Origin of the sequence: Streptomyces sp. 1114.5, from assembly GCF_003635085.1 — a bacterium.
Lineage (GTDB): Bacteria > Actinomycetota > Actinomycetes > Streptomycetales > Streptomycetaceae > Kitasatospora.
Genome location: NZ_RBXE01000002.1, coordinates 1,853,887 through 1,868,838 on the forward strand (window position 1 = coordinate 1,853,887; position 14,952 = coordinate 1,868,838).

Below are 14,952 nucleotides of genomic sequence, written 5' to 3' on the forward strand. Positions count from 1 at the left end.
CGGGCTCAGGCGGGCTCGGGCGGGTTCATCCCGGCTTCAGGCCGGGATGAACAGCTCGCCGAGCCGTTCGTTGACCTCCCAGGCGTCGTCCAGGTCGGCCGCCACCGTGCAGTAGGTCGCGCCGAGCCGTTCCGGGTTGTGGCCGCTCACGACGATCACGCCGGTCCGGGTGGCCGGGTCGTAGGCCAGCCCCGCGCCGGCGATGGCGTCGCGCATCGCCTCGAAGGACGGGGTGGCCCAGCCGCGCGGCCACACGTTGGTGAGCAGCACCCGGTCCTTGGTGTAGCCGGGGCCGACCACCACCTCGCCGAGGATCCGGTAGGCGTGCGTCGAGCTGGTGATCCGGCCGTTCCACTCGGTGAAGAGCACCTGCCGGTCGGGGGTGATGATCGCGTCGGCGCTCAGGTTGCCGCGGTAGCCCATGGCGTGCAGCGGCGCGCAGACCTTGCGGCCGCCGTCGATCAGCGCGGCCTGCAGGTCGGCGTCGAGCTCGGGCGGGGTCACCTCGGCCAGGTAGCGCGGGGCGTGCATGAGCTCGCCGAGGCCGCCGAAGACGACCTCCTCGTCCTCGATCCGGAACTCGGCGTAGTAGGCCCGACTGCCGCTGAAGTACCGTTCCACGACGAGCAGATGGGCCCCGTCGTCGGTCAGCCAGGCCCAGTGCTCCGCCAGGTACCGGCGCACCGCGGCCCGGTCGGTCAGGTGCACCGTCCGCCGGGCGCCGACCGGCCGCGTGCCGTCGACCGGGCTGAGCACCTCGTTGCCGCCGCCGCCCGCGCCGTACTCCAGCTTCACCATCACGCTGTGGCCCTGCTCGATCAGCCGGGTGACGGCCTCCTCGGCGGCCGGGAGGTCCGCGCAGACCGCGCCCGCGGGCAGCGGTGCGCCCGCGCCCGCCGCGGCGGCGCGGAAGACCGCCTTGCTGGTGGCCACGGCGCCGCCGCCCTGGCCGAGGAACGCGTACCCGGGCAGCACGGTGCGGGCGTTCAGCCGGTCGGCCAGCACCGCCACCGAGGTGTGCGGCCACATCGGGAAGATCTCGTCCACCGGCCGTCCGTCGAGCGCGGCCAGCACCTCGTCGGCGAGCCGCGGATCGGTGAGCTGTTCGCCGGTGAGCATTCCGGCACTCGACGTGGATTCCTTCGGCGGAACGACGACGGTGAGCGTTTCCCGGTCGACTCCGGTGTGCTCGGTCACGTACCGGAGAAAGGCCTCCTCCGGGGCCTGCGGAAGGATCAGGACGTCGTGGTCGCGGGCGAACCAGACGAAATGGTCGACCCACCAGACGGCCCCGTCCGCATGCCTGCCGAGGTTTTCGTCCCAGTCGTTGCCGATGAGAACCCTTGCCATCTCAGCCCTCCCTGGAAAACATGGCGGTTGAGTGACCGTCAGCTCGATTCCCGCCCCGTCGGATGATGTCACAGACGGTCCGGCGTGCAAGCGGGTGCACATTTCCGCACCGGCCGTCCGGCGTGCAATTCCGCGCCGTTCCGTGTCGTTCCGCGCCGGGATTACGCCGCCGTCGGCCGGTGGGGCCCGGCAATTCACGAGGGGATTTCGTCACGATGCAGCTACGGGTCCAGGTGCGGGTGCACGACACCCTCGCGGCGGTGCCGGCGGCCGACTGGGCGGCGGTGGCCGCCGGTGCCGGGCTGTACGCCTCCCACCCGTGGCTGAGCCTGGTCGAGCAGGAGACCCCGGGGCGGTGCCGCTACCTGCTGGCCCACGACGACACCGGGCTCGCCGGCGCCCTGCCGGTCTACCTGACGGCCGACGAACCCAACCGCTACTACCACCCGGGTGCCGTCTTCCGCGCCGCCGCCCCCGGCCCGGACGGCGGGTACTGCGTGGCCGGCGGCCGCAGCGGCTACCGCACCGAGGTGCTGCTCGCCGACCGGCTCACCGAGGCAGGGCGGCGCGCCACCGTCGCCGCCCTGCTCGACCGGCTGGCCGAACTCGCCGCGGCCGAGGGCCGCTCGCACGCCTACCTCCTCCACCTCACCGAGCGCGGCCTGCGCCAGGTCACCGGGTACGCCGGCGACCTCACCCCGGTCGTCGGCTACAGCGGCGACGCCTGGCTGCCCGCCCCCGGGCGCGACTTCGAGGACTACCTCGCCGCCCTCAGCCCCACCCGGCGCAAGACCACCCGCAAGGAACTGCGCCGCTACGCCGCCCACGGCCTGAGCACCGTCCGTGCCGACCCGGCCCGGGAACTCGACCTGATCGCGCGCTTCGCCCGGCTGGGCAACGAGAAGTACGGGGTCGAGGAGGACGAGGCCGAACTGCGAACCCGCTTCGAGCGCCAGTACGCGGCCCTCGGCGACCACGGCGTGCTGTTCGTCTGCCGGCGCGGGCCGGTACCGGTCGGGATGGCGCTCGCCTACCGCTGGGGCGACTGGCTTTACCTGCGCGCCTCCGGCTTCGACCACGACGCGGCCGCCGGCGCCTACCCGTACTTCAACGTGGTGATCTACGAGCCGCTGCGGTACTGCTACGAGAACGGCCTGCGCGGCCTCCACCTGGGCTCCGGCTCCCACGACGCCAAGGCCGCCCGCGGGGCCCGGATCGGCCCGCTCGGCTCGGTGGCACTGCCCGCGGCCGGCGCTCCCCGCACCGACCCGGCCGCGCCCACCGCGCGCCCGGGCGTACGGCGGTACTGGGAGCAGCAGTTCGCGACCGTGCCGCACCTGCTGGACCAGGACCTGTGGCGGCCGTGGCTCGGCCGCTGAGCACGAGCGAACTGAAGCCGGGCACGAGCGAACCGAAGCCGAGCACGAGCGAACCGAAGCCGAGCACGAGCGAATCGAAGGGGACACGCATGGACGAACCCACCTGGGACGCCGATCAGGCCGCCCGGTACGACACCGAGCACGCCCGGATCGACACCCCGCTCACCGTCGCCTACCTCGCCGAACTGTCGGGCGGCGGCGACGTGCTGGAGTTCGGCGTCGGCACCGGCCGGCTGGCCGTCCCGCTCGCCGGGAAGGCCCGCAGCGTGCTCGGCGTGGACAACTCGGCCGAGATGCTGGCCGCGGCCCGCCACCGGCCACTGCCGGACAACCTGGCCCTCGCCCTGGGCGACGCGCAGACCTGGACCACCGAGCGCCGCTTCGACCTGGTGCTCTGCGTCTACAACCTGCTGCTGCACTTCACCACCCAGGACGCCCAGCTCGCCGTCGTCCGCAACGCCGCCGCCCACCTCGCGCCCGGCGGGCACCTGGTGGTGGAGAACCTGCACCCGCCGCTGCGGGCGATGGAGGAGGGCGAGCGGATCAGCACCCTGCGGCTGGCCGGCGCCGGCATGGCGATCAGCACCCAGCGCTTCGACTGGAAGTCGCTGCTGCTGGACCAGAGCGTGCTCTACGTCGACGAGGACGGGCACCGCGTCCGGCAGATCGCCCAGCGGATGCTGCTGCCCTCGGAACAGGACCTGATGGCCCGGCTGGCCGGGCTGCGCCTGGTCCGGCGGATCGCCAACTGGCGCGGCGGCTCCTGGCGCGCGGACTCCAGCGCCCCGGCGGCCAGCAACGTCATCTCCGTCTACCGGCGGGCCGAGTGACGGCGCGCCGAACGATCGCGGTTCCTGGCATGATCGCCTCGGTCCGGAGCCGTTCAACCGAGAATGCCTGACAGTTGAACGCGCGCCGTCAGGAGCCCGTCCGGGGATCGCGGGCGACCGGCCCACGGGCGCAAGACCGGCCCCAGGCCTTGGACGATGGACAGATCACGCGCGTACCGCGGTTAATTGCCGTGCCGACGACCTGAGATGGAGGCGCATGTGTGGGGCAGGCTTCACCCGGCGAAGGGGCTGAGCGGTGCGTGACTTCTTCGACCGGCCACCCGGCACCCCCGACCTGCGCGGCCCGTGGCGCTACCTGCTGTGGATGGCCGTCCGCCATCGCGGGGTCCTGCTGCTCGACTGCCTCGCCAACATGGGGTGGGCGGCCGGGCTCGGACTCACCCCGGCCGTGATCGGCCAGGCCATCAACCAGGGCCTGGTCGCCAGGGACCAGACCGCACTGGTCGGTTGGGGCCTGGCCGTACTCGGGGCGGGCGTGCTCTCCGCGCTGTCCGCCATGTTCGTGGAGCGCCTGGAGACCCGGCTGCGGGTCGAACCCGGTTACGAGACCATGCAGTTCGTCACCCGCAAGGCCTGCGAGCTGGGCACCACCGTCGGCCGCAAGGTCTCGGCGGGGGACCTGGTCACCGTCGGCGTCTCCGACATCAGCCTGATCGGTCAGGCCCTGGAGGTCGGCGCCCGCGGCGTGGGCGGGGTGGTCGGCTTCGTCGCCGTCGCCGTGTTCATGCTGGTCGCCTCCTGGCAGGTCGGCCTGCTCGTGCTGGTCGCGGTGCCGGTCATGCTGGTCGTCACCACCCGGCTCGCCCGGGTGCTGCGCAACCGGCAGGGCCAACTCCGCACCCACCAGCGCGAACTCGCCGACCAGGCCGTCGACATCGTGCGCGGACTGCGGGTGCTGCGCGGCATCGGCGGCGAGGAGCAGTTCGCCGCCCGCTACCGCGAGGGCTCCCAGCGCCTGCGCGCCACCGCGCTGCGGCAGGGCCGCGCCTCGGCGGTGCTCGGCGCCACCCGGACCTTCCTGCCCAGCCTGCTGCTCGCCGCAGTGGTGGCCCTGGCCGGCGAACTCGTCCTCGACGACCGGCTCAGCGCCGGACAGATGGTCGCCTTCTACGGGTACGCCACCTACCTGGTGATCCCCACCAACCAGATCACCTTCGCCGTCTCCAAGGCCATGCAGGGCCACGTCGCCGCCGAGAACGTCGTCCGGCTGCTCCGTACCGTCCCGGACCTCGCCCCCGGACCGGACACCGGCACCGTACCGGGTACCGGCGTCCTCGCCGACCCCGACTCCGGCCTGCGGGTGCCCGCCGAGGGCCTGACCGCCGTCGTCTGCTCGTCCGCCGACGCGGTCGCGCTGGCCGACCGCCTGGGCCGCCAGACCGACTCCGCGGCGACCTACGCCGACGTGCCGCTGACCGCGCTGCCGCTGGCCGGGGTCCGCGAACGGATCCTGGTCGCCACCGCCGAGGACCACCTGTTCGCCGGGCCGCTGCGCCGGGAGCTCGACCCGGCCGACCGGCTGCGGCCCGGCGACCCCGACGACGCGCTCTGGGCCGCCGTCGACGCCGCCGCCGCCCGGGACGTCGTGGAAGCCCTGCCGGACCGGCTCGACACCGAGATCGCCGCCGGCGGCCGGGAGTTCTCCGGCGGCCAGCAGCAGCGCCTGCGGCTGGCCCGCGCCCTGATGGCCGACCCGGAGGTGCTCGTCCTCATCGACCCGACCAGCGCCGTCGACGCACACACGGAGAACCGGATGGCCGAGGGCATCGCACGACTGCGCCGGGGGCGCGCCACCGTCGTGTTCACCACCAGCACCTTGCTGCTGCACCAGGCCGACCACGTCGCCCTGGTCCTGGACGGCGGCGTGACGGCCGAGGGCACCCACGAGGCGCTGATGGCCGACGACCGCTACCGCGAGCTGGTCGAGCGCTGGACGGCTGCCGCATGAGCGAGCTGCCCGTCGCTTCGAACCGTGAGCTCGCCGCCTACGCGCGGCGCGCCGTCCTCGCCCACCGCGGCGAGTTCGCCCTGGTCGTCGGCCTGCAGGCGCTCGCCGCCGTCGCCGGTCTGTTCGCCCCCTGGCTGCTCGGCACCCTGGTCTCCGACGTCACCCACGGCCACGACACCGTGCTGCGCCTGGTGCTGTCCATCCTCGGCTGCCTGGCCGCCCAGGCCGTGCTGGTCCGCCTCGCCGAGTACGCGGCGGCCAGGCTCGGCGAGAAGATCCTGGCCGACCTGCGCGAGGAGTTCGTCTCCGATCTGCTGGGGCTGCCGCCCGAGACGGTGGAGGACGCCGACGCCGGTGACCTGATCACCCGCACCACCCGGGACATCGACCAGCTCTCCAACGCCATCCGCGCCGCGATCCCGGCCACCATGACCTCGGTCGGCATCGTCTGCTTCACCCTCGGCGCCCTGGTCCTGATCAGCCCGCTCCTGCTGCTGCCCTGCCTGCTCTCGGTGCCGGTGCTCTACGGCGCCGCCCGCTGGTACCTGCGCCGGGCGCACCAGGGCTACCTGCGGCAGGCGGCCACCTACTCCCGGCTCACCGAGAGCCTGGCCGAGACCGTCGAGGGCGCCCGCACCGTCGAGGCGCTGCGGCTGACCGCCCGCCGGATGGACCTGGTCGACGAGTCCATCGCCACCTCCTACGCCGCCGAGCGCTACACCCTGCGGCTGCGCAACGTCTTCCTCCCGCTCTGCGACACCAGCTACGCCCTGCCGGTGGCCGCCATGCTGATCTTCGGCGGCACGCTCTACCTGCACGGCGTGGTCTCCCTCGCCGCGGTCACCGCCGGCACCCTGTACGCCTCGCAACTGCTCAACCCGCTCGATCAGTTGATGTTCTGGCTGGACTCGCTGCAGTCCGCGGGCGCATCGCTGGCACGGCTGCTGGGGATGGCGCGGTTCCGCGCACCGGCCCCGGCCGCCATCGGCGCGGGCAGTGCGGCGCAGCCCGCCGAGGCCAGTGGAACGACGGCCCGCGACATCGAGTTTCGCGACATCGAGGTGCGCGACCTCCGCTACGCCTACCAGCCCGGCCAGGACGTCCTGCGCGGCATCGACCTGACCATCCGGCAGGGCGAGTGGCTGGCCGTGGTCGGGCCGTCCGGGGCCGGGAAGTCGACCCTGGCCAAGCTGCTGGCCGGCATCTACACCCCGGACAGCGGCGGCATCACCGTCGGCGGCCGCCAGGTGGCCGCCCTCGACCCCGCCGAGCGGCGCGGCACGGTGGCCCTGGTGACCCAGGAGCACCACATCTTCCGCGGCACCCTGCGCGACAACCTGACCATCGCCCGCCCGGGCGCCGACGACGAGGAGATCGCCGCCGCGCTGCGCGCCGTCGACGCCTGGGAGTGGGCCGAGGAACTCGGCGTGGACAGCGGGATCGGCCCCGGCGGACACGCACTGGACCCGGCGAAGGTGCAGCAACTCGCCCTCGCCCGGCTGCTCCTGGCCGACCCGGACATCCTCATCCTGGACGAGGCGACCTCGCTCCTGAACCCGCAGGCCGCCCGGCACCTGGAACGCTCACTGGCGGCCGTGACCCGCGGCCGTACGGTGATCGCCGTCGTGCACCGGCTGCACACCGCGCAGGACGCCGACCGGATCGCGGTGCTCGACGACGGCCGCGTCACCGAATTCGGCACCCACGAGGAACTGCTCGCCAAGAACGGCTCCTACGCGGGCCTCTGGCACGCCTGGCAGGGATGACACGGACCGGCCGGCCTTTTCGCCGGCCGGAATTCCGTGGTCGTCCGGGAGGGGGAAGGGGGTGATTTTCGAATTGAGCCAGCGGATACTGGAGGACGTCCGGGCGGCGTGGGGCGATGTCTTCGGCGCCGCCCCGGCCGATCCCGAACGGGATTTCTTCGACTGCGGCGGGAATTCCCTGCTGGCCATCCGGCTGCAGCAGGCCGTTCTCGTCCGGACCGGTGCGGCGCTCAGCATCGCGGAACTCCTGCGGCACCGGACGGTCGCCGCGCAGGCCGCGCACATCGCGGACGCCGCCACCGCCGGCCCGGGGCCGGATCCCGCCCCGGCGCCGAACACCGATCCGGGCCCGGATTCCGCGCCGCCCGTCGAACTCTGATCAGGTTGATCCGACCAAGGGGAACAGATGCCGAACGACGTCCTGCTGCCGCTCTCCTTCGCCCAGCAACGGCTGTGGTTCCTTGACCAGTTGGCCCCGGGCGGCACCGAGTACCTGATCCCCGTGGTGCTGCGGCTGACCGGGGAGCTGGACGTCCCGGCGCTGTCCGCGGCGGTGGCCGACCTGGTCGCCCGGCACGAGTCGCTGCGGACGGTCTTCGGCGAGCGGGGCGGCCGCCCGGGCCAGCGGGTGCTCGACCCGGGCCCGGAGGTGCTGCGGGTGGCCGCGGCACCGGCCGGCCCGGGGGAGGCCGCGGCCACGGCGACCGCCCCGATGGACCTGCAGCGCGGCCCGCTGTTCCGGGCCGTGCTGTACCCCCAGGGCCCGGCCGAGCACCTGCTGGCTCTGACGTTCCATCACATCGTCGCGGACGGCTGGTCGATCGGCATCGTGGTCGACGAACTGAGCGCGCTCTACGCGGCGCACCTCGAAGGCCGAAAGCCCGAGCTGCCGGAACCGCCCATCCAGTACCCGGACTTCGCGATCTGGCAGCAGGAGACCCTGGACGGGCCGGTGCTGGCGGAACAACTCGCCTACTGGACGGGGAAGCTGGCCGACCCGACCCCGTTGGAGCTGCCCGTCGACCGGCCCCGCCCCGCGGTCTGGTCGGCGCGCGGTGCCACGCTCTCCTTCCGGATCCCGGCCGACCTGGCCGAGCGGCTGAAGGAGGTGTTCCGCGCCCACCGGGTAACCCCGTTCATGGGCCTGCTGGCCGCCTTCCAGGTGCTGCTGGCCCGGTACAGCGGCCGGGACGACATCGCGGTGGGCACGCCCGTGGCCGGCCGCAACCGGGCCGAGACCGAGGGCCTGATCGGTTTCTTCGTCAACACCCTGGTGCTGCGCGCCGACCTCGCCGGGGACCCGTCCTTCGCCGACCTGCTGGCCCAGGTCCGGGAGACCGCGCTGGCCGCCTACGACCACCAGGACCTCCCGTTCGAGCGGCTGGTCGAGCACCTCGCCCCCGACCGCGACCTGTCCCGGACCCCGCTGTTCCAGACCATGTTCAACATGCAGGACCCGCAGGCCGCCGGCCACGCCTGGGCACTGCCCGGGATCGAGGTCACCGCCGAACCGCTGGACTGGGACGTCGCCAAGTTCGACCTCTCGCTGGAACTCGCCGAGACCGCCGCCGGGTTCAGCGGGACGCTGGAGTACGCCACCGACCTGTTCGACCGGAGCACCGCCGAACGGATCGCCGGCCACTACCTGACCCTGCTGGCCGGCGTGGCGGCCGACCCGGCCACCGCCGTCTCCCGGCTGCCGCTGCTCACCGAGGCCGAGGAACAGCGGCTGCTCGCCGACGGGAGCGGTCGCGCGGCGCGCTTCCCGGCCACCCGGGTGCACGAGCTGGTGGCCCGCCAGGCCGCCGAGACCCCGCAGCGGACCGCCGTGGTCTGCGGCGAACGCGCGCTGACCTACCGGGAGCTGGACGAGCGGGCCGAGCGCCTGGCGCACCGCCTGCGGCGAGCCGGTGTCGGGCCGGAGACCCTGGTCGGCCTCTGCCTGGACCGCAGCCCCGACCTGGTGGTCGCCCTGCTGGGCGTCCTCAAGTCCGGCGGCGCCTACGTGCCGCTGGACCCGGCACACCCGCGCGAGCGGCTGGCCCGGCTGCTGGCCGACATCGCCGCCCCGGTGGTGGTCACCGAGCGGCACCTGGCCGAGCGGATCCCCGAGGCGCAGGGCCGTACGGTCCTCCTCCTGGAGGACGCCCTGAACGCGGACGCCGCGGACACCGAGGGCGCCCCGGACACCCCGGCCGCCGCGGACACCCCGGTCCTCGCCCCGGCGCCCGGCGCCACCCCCGGCGACCTCGCCTACGTCGTCTACACCTCCGGCTCCACCGGCACCCCCAAGGGCGTCCAGACCCGGCACGACAACCTGGTCAACGGCCTGCTCGCGATGCAGGACGTCCTCCGGCTGGGCCCCGAGGACCGGCTGCTCGCCGTCGCCCCGTACACCTTCGACATGTCCAGCGTCGACCTGCTGCTGCCCCTGCTGCAGGGCGCCCAGGTCCACCTCGCCACCCGCGAGCAGACCACCGCGCCCGCCCGCCTCGCCGCCCTGCTCGCCGACTCCGGCATCACCGTCCTCCAGGCCACCCCGCCGCTGTGGCGCCTCGTCGTCGAGGAACTGCCCGACCTCTCCGACCGGCTGCACGTCCTGCTCGGCGGCGAGGCGCTCGACCCCCCGCTCGCGGCCGCCACCCGCCCCAAGGTCCGCCGGCTCACCCACCTGTACGGCCCGACCGAGACGACCATCTGGACGCTGGGCGCGGACGTCGGAGCGGACTGCGCGGCACAGCCCGCCATCCCGATCGGCCGACCGATCGCCAACACCCGGGTGTACGTGCTCGACGCCGGCCTCGCCCCGGTGCCGGTCGGCGTGCCCGGCGAGCTCTACATCGCCGGCGCCGGGCTGGCCCGCGGCTTCCTCAACCGCCCCGCCCTGACCGCCGAACGCTTCCCAGCCTGCCCGTACGGGCCGCCCGGCGAGCGGATGTACCGCACCGGCGACCTGGTGCGGTGGCGCGCGGACGGGGACCTGGAGTTCCTCGGCCGCTCCGACAACCAGGTGAAGATCCGCGGCTTCCGGATCGAACCGGCCGAGGTCGAGGCCGCGCTGCGGGCCGGCGGGCTGGTCGGCGACGCGGTCGTGATCGCCCGCGAGGACGTGCCCGGCGACCGCCGCCTGGTGGCCTACGTGACCCCCGCCGCACCCGGCGCCGAGGTCGACCCGGCCGCGCTGCGCCGACGGGCCGGCGAGCGCCTGCCGGACTACATGCTGCCCTCGCACACGGTGGTGATCGACGCCGTCCCGCTGACCGCCAACGGCAAGGTGGACCGGCGGGCCCTGCCCGCCCCCGACGTCGCACGGCCGCGCACCGGCCAGGCGTACGTCGCCCCCGCCAACCCGGTGGAGCAGTCGATCGCCCGGGTCTGGGAGCAGGTCCTGGGCGTGGAACGGGTCGGCGCCGAGGACAACTTCTTCGAACTCGGCGGCCACTCCCTGCTGGCCACCCAGGCCGTCTCCCAGCTGCGCCAGGAGTTCGGCGACGGCCTCGGCGTGCAGAGCGTCTTCGCCGCCCCGACCGTGGCAGGCCTCGCGGAGATCGTCAGCGCGAGCGGCGAACCGGGCCCGGACGCCGAGCCGGTGCTCGGCATGCCGCCGATCCGGCGGGTGCTGCGCAACGGGCCGCTGCGCGCCTCCTTCGCGCAGGAACGGCTCTGGCTGCTGGACCAACTCGTCCCGGACAGCGCCGAGTACGTCATCCTGCGGGTGCTGCGGCTCACCGGCGACCTGGACCGGGACGCGCTGGAACGGGCGCTGACCGAACTGGTCGCCCGGCACGAGGTGCTGCGCACCCGCTTCGAGGCCGAGGACGGCGTCCCGGTCCAGGTGATCGAGCCGCCCGCGCCGCTCGCCCTGCCGGTGACCGACCTCAGCGCGCTGCCCGCCGAACGGGCGGAGGCCGAGACCGCGGCCCTGGTGGCCGCCGAGACCGGCCGGCCCTTCGACCTCGGCGTGGCCCCGCTGCTGCGCGCCCGGCTGCTGCGCCTGTGCGCCGAGGAGCACGTGCTGGTCCTCGCGGTGCACCACATCGCCGCCGACGCCTGGGGCATGGGCGTGCTCAACCGCGAACTCGCCGCCCTCTACCGGGCGTTCCGCCACGGCCTGCCCTCCCCGCTGGAGCCGCTGCCGATCCAGTACGCCGACTTCGCGGTGCGCCAGCGGTACTGGCTGCGCGGCGAGATACTGGACGGCCAACTGGACTACTGGCGCGAGCGGTTGAGCGACCTCACCCCGCTGGAGCTGCCCACCGACCGGCCCCGCCCGGCGGTGCGCTCCGGCCGCGGCGCGGGCCACGAGTTCAGCCTGCCCGCGGAGTTGAGCGATGAGCTGCGCGCCCTCTCGCACCGCGAGGGCACCACGATGTTCATGACCCTGCTCGCCGCCTTCCAGACCCTGCTGGCCGGCTACAGCGGCCAGGAGGACATCGCCGTCGGCACCCCGATCGCCAACCGCAACCGGGCCGACACCGAGGGGATGGTCGGCTTCTTCGTCAACACCCTGGTGCTGCGCGCCGACCTGGCCGGCGACCCGTCCTTCACCGGGCTGCTGGCCCAGGTGCGGGAGAGCGCGATCGGCGCCTACGCGCACCAGGACCTGCCGTTCGAGCGCCTGGTGGAGGAGCTGCGCCCGGAGCGCGACCTCGCCCGCAATCCGTTGTTCCAGGTGCTGTTCATGTTCCAGAACGCCCCCCGGACTCCGCTCGTGCTCGACGGGCTCACCGTCACGCCGGGGTACTGGGAACAGAAGGTAGCCAAGTTCGACCTGACGCTCTCCGTCAACGACAGCGACGGGCAGCTGGACTGCCTGATCGAGTACAGCACCGACCTCTTCGACGCCGGCACCGTCGCACGGATGGCCGGCCACTTCGCGACCCTGCTGGCCGGGATCGCGGCCGCCCCGCAGAGCCGGCTCTCCGAGCTGCCCGTCCTGACCGGGCCCGAGCGGCGGCAGCTGCTGGAGGAGTGGACCGACACCGCCGCGCCCTACCCGCACGACCGGTGCGTGCACCAGCTCTTCGAGGAGCAGGCCGCCCGCACCCCGGAGGCCGTCGCGCTGATCGCGGGCACCGCCGAGGGGGCGACCGTCGAGGGTGCGGCCACCGAGCGGTCGGCCACCGAGCTGACCTACGGCGAGCTGAACCGCCGCGCCAACCGGCTCGCGCACCACCTGATCCGGTCCGGCGCCGGCCCGGAGACCCTGGTCGGCGTCTGCCTGGAGCGCGGCCCCGACCTCGCCGTCGCCCTGCTCGGCATCCTCAAGTCCGGTGCCGCCTACGTGCCCCTGGACCCGGTGCACCCGCGCGAGCGGCTGGCCGCCCTGCTCGCCGGCACCGGGGCCGCGCTGCTCGTCACCCGGCAGTCGCTCCTGGAACGGCTCGGCGTCGACACCAAGGGGGTCTGCACCGAGGGGGTCTGCACCGATGTGATCTGCCTCGACCGGGACGCGGCCGCGATCGCCGCCCACCCGGACCAGGACCCCGCCCCGACGGCCGGGCCCGGCAACCTCGCCTACGTGGTCCACACCTCGGGCTCCACCGGCACCCCCAAGGGCGTCGCCGCCGAACACCGCGGCGTGAGCGCCTACCTTTCCTTCGTCACCTCCCGCTACGGCATCACCCCCGGCACCCGGGTGCTGCAGCTGGCGTCCATCGGCTTCGACGCGTCCGTACGGGACCTGCTCGGCCCGCTCAGCTGCGGCGCCACGGCCGTCCTCGCCCCGCTGGACGGCCCGTTCGACCCGGCCGCGATCGCCGAGTGCATCGAACGTCACCGGGTGGAGGTGCTGCTCAGCACCGTCCCGTCCCAGCTGCGGGAACTGCTCGCACTGCCCGGGGCGGAGCACGCCCTGGCCTCGCTGCGGCTGACGGTCGCCAGCGGCGAGAGCCTGCGGCTCGCCGGGCAGCACGGGCGCCGCACCCTGCCGGGCGCCCTGGTGAACCAGTACGGCCCCACCGAGTGCACCATGACCAGCACCTACTGGCCGGCCACCGAGGACTGGGCGGACCGCACCGAGGACCTCGTCGGCCGGCCGATCGCCAACAAGCGGGTCCACCTGCTGGACCGGCACCTGAACCCGGTGCCGGTCGGCGTGCCCGGCGAGGTCTACATCGCGGGCACCGGCCTGGCCCGCGGCTACCTGGGCCGGCCCGACCTGACGGCGGAACGGTTCCTCGCCTGCCCGTACGGGCCGCCCGGCGAGCGGATGTACCGCACCGGCGACCTGGCCCGGTGGCGGGCCGACGGGGACCTGGAGTTCCTCGGCCGCTCCGACGACCAGGTCAAGATCCGCGGTGTGCGGGTCGAACCTGGCGAGGCCGAGGCCGCGCTCCGCGCCGACCCCACGGTCGGCGACGTGGTGGTGCTGGCCCGCGAGGACGTGCCGGGGCAGCGGCGGCTGGTGGCCTACGTGACCCCCGCCGAGCCGGGCCGCCCGGTCGACCCGGCGGCGCTGCGCCACCGGGCCGGGGAGCGGCTGCCGGAGTACCTGGTGCCCGTGGTGGTGGCGATCGACGCACTGCCGCTCACCGTCAACGGAAAGGTGGACCGGCAGGCGCTGCCGGCCCCCGACGGAACCCGGCCGGACACCGGCCGCGCGTACGTGGCGCCGGTCGGGCCCGTGCAGCAGACGCTGGCCCGGATCTGGGAGCAGATCCTGAATGTGGGACGGGTCGGCGCCGAGGACAACTTCTACGAACTCGGCGGCGACTCCGTCCTCAGCATCCGGGCCGTCCACCGGGCGGGCCGCCTGGGCATCCACCTGACGCCCCGGATGATGGTCCGCCACCAGACCATCGCCCGGATCGCCGCCCACCTCGGCCGGGACGGCCTCGACGGCGCCGCCGCGGCCACCGGGCACGCCACCCTCACCCCGCTGAACAACAGCGCCGCCGAGCAGGAGGTCTTCTGCTTCCCCGTGATCGCGGGCAACGTCACCGGCTACGTCCCGCTGGCCCGCGCCCTGAGCGCCGACGCCAGGCTCCTCGGCGTCGAACTGTCCTGGTGGGACCGGCCGGACGCGGCCCAGTGGTCCATCCCGACCATGGCCCGCAGCTGCCGCGACGCGATCCTCGCCGGCCGCCCGCACGGCCCGTACCTGCTGGTGGGCTGGTCCTTCGGCGGCGTCCTGGCGCTGGAGACCGCCCGGCTGCTCCGGGCGGAGGGGCACCCCGTCCGGGTCGTCGCCCTGGACGGCATCCTGCCCACCGAGGAGTACCGGGAGGGCGTGCACGGGAACATCGCGACGATCGACGCACTGCTGGCCCGGCTCGCCGAGGGGCACGCTCCGGACGCGCTGCCCGAGGACGTGGCGGCCGGCCTGGAACAGCTGAACATCCCGCCGGAGCTGCACGAGGTCGCCGGCGCCGACCTGGTGCGCCACCTGACCGTGATGCGGGGCATCGGCACCGCCGTCCTGGCCTACCGGCCCGCGCCGGTGGAGTTCCCCGTCACCCTGTACGAGGCCGCGCACCGCGCGCTGCCCGACTGGATCGGGAGCACCATCCGGGAGACCTGGCAGCCGTACGTGCCGGACCTGGAGGTGCGGGGCACGCCGGGCGACCACTACTCGTTCCTGCGCTACCCGATCGTGCGCTCGCTCGCGGACGGCCTCCGGGAGACCGTCCGCGAGCACGGCTGAGCACGCTGAGCAC

General features: G+C 74.2%; 7 protein-coding genes. 6 read left to right on the forward strand and 1 reads right to left on the reverse strand.

Features of this window, described 5'->3' with window-relative positions; genetic code table 11:
- Window positions 1-36 precede the first annotated feature (36 nt).
- Window positions 37-1,350, reverse strand: a complete 1,314-nt coding sequence (locus tag BX285_RS31210; RefSeq protein WP_121178950.1) for a peptide ligase PGM1-related protein — start codon at window positions 1,348-1,350, stop codon at window positions 37-39.
- Between the two features lie 215 nt (window positions 1,351-1,565).
- Here BX285_RS31210 and BX285_RS31215 point away from each other — a divergent pair, with 215 nt between their 5' ends.
- The 6 genes from BX285_RS31215 to BX285_RS31240 all read left to right on the forward strand — a co-directional run bounded on the left by BX285_RS31215 (window position 1,566) and on the right by BX285_RS31240 (window position 14,939).
- Window positions 1,566-2,729, forward strand: a complete 1,164-nt coding sequence (locus BX285_RS31215; protein ID WP_183107260.1) for a GNAT family N-acetyltransferase — start codon at window positions 1,566-1,568, stop codon at window positions 2,727-2,729.
- A gap of 89 nt (window positions 2,730-2,818) precedes the next feature.
- The gene (locus BX285_RS31220; RefSeq protein ID WP_147465256.1) at window positions 2,819-3,559 is read left to right on the forward strand and encodes a trans-aconitate 2-methyltransferase; all 741 of its coding nucleotides are present in this window, start codon (window positions 2,819-2,821) and stop codon (window positions 3,557-3,559) included.
- A 256-nt stretch (window positions 3,560-3,815) separates the two neighbouring features.
- Entirely contained in the window at window positions 3,816-5,528 is a 1,713-nt protein-coding gene (locus BX285_RS31225; RefSeq protein WP_257032238.1) for an ABC transporter ATP-binding protein, read from the forward strand.
- Window positions 5,525-7,294 carry an ABC transporter ATP-binding protein gene (locus BX285_RS31230; RefSeq protein ID WP_121178953.1) on the forward strand — a complete coding sequence of 590 codons (1,770 nt, stop codon included), beginning with the start codon at window positions 5,525-5,527 and terminating at the stop codon, window positions 7,292-7,294. The genes BX285_RS31225 and BX285_RS31230 overlap by 4 nt, the downstream gene beginning before the upstream one ends.
- A gap of 73 nt (window positions 7,295-7,367) precedes the next feature.
- Window positions 7,368-7,673 carry an acyl carrier protein gene (locus tag BX285_RS31235; protein WP_179852658.1) on the forward strand — a complete coding sequence of 102 codons (306 nt, stop codon included), beginning with the start codon at window positions 7,368-7,370 and terminating at the stop codon, window positions 7,671-7,673.
- 27 nt (window positions 7,674-7,700) lie between these two features.
- A complete protein-coding gene (locus BX285_RS31240; RefSeq protein ID WP_121178955.1) occupies window positions 7,701-14,939 on the forward strand; it encodes a non-ribosomal peptide synthetase in 7,239 nt (2,412 codons plus the stop codon).
- Window positions 14,940-14,952 lie beyond the last annotated feature (13 nt).

Bases quoted from the DNA above. Each gene is read 5' to 3' on its own strand.
- BX285_RS31240 (WP_121178955.1), top strand. From the start codon at position 7,701: ATGCCGAACGACGTCCTGCTGCCGCTCTCCTTCGCCCAGCAACGGCTG.
- BX285_RS31210 (WP_121178950.1), bottom strand. From the start codon at position 1,350: ATGGCAAGGGTTCTCATCGGCAACGACTGGGACGAAAACCTCGGCAGG.
- BX285_RS31230 (WP_121178953.1), top strand. From the start codon at position 5,525: ATGAGCGAGCTGCCCGTCGCTTCGAACCGTGAGCTCGCCGCCTACGCG.
- BX285_RS31220 (WP_147465256.1), top strand. From the start codon at position 2,819: ATGGACGAACCCACCTGGGACGCCGATCAGGCCGCCCGGTACGACACC.
- BX285_RS31215 (WP_183107260.1), top strand. From the start codon at position 1,566: ATGCAGCTACGGGTCCAGGTGCGGGTGCACGACACCCTCGCGGCGGTG.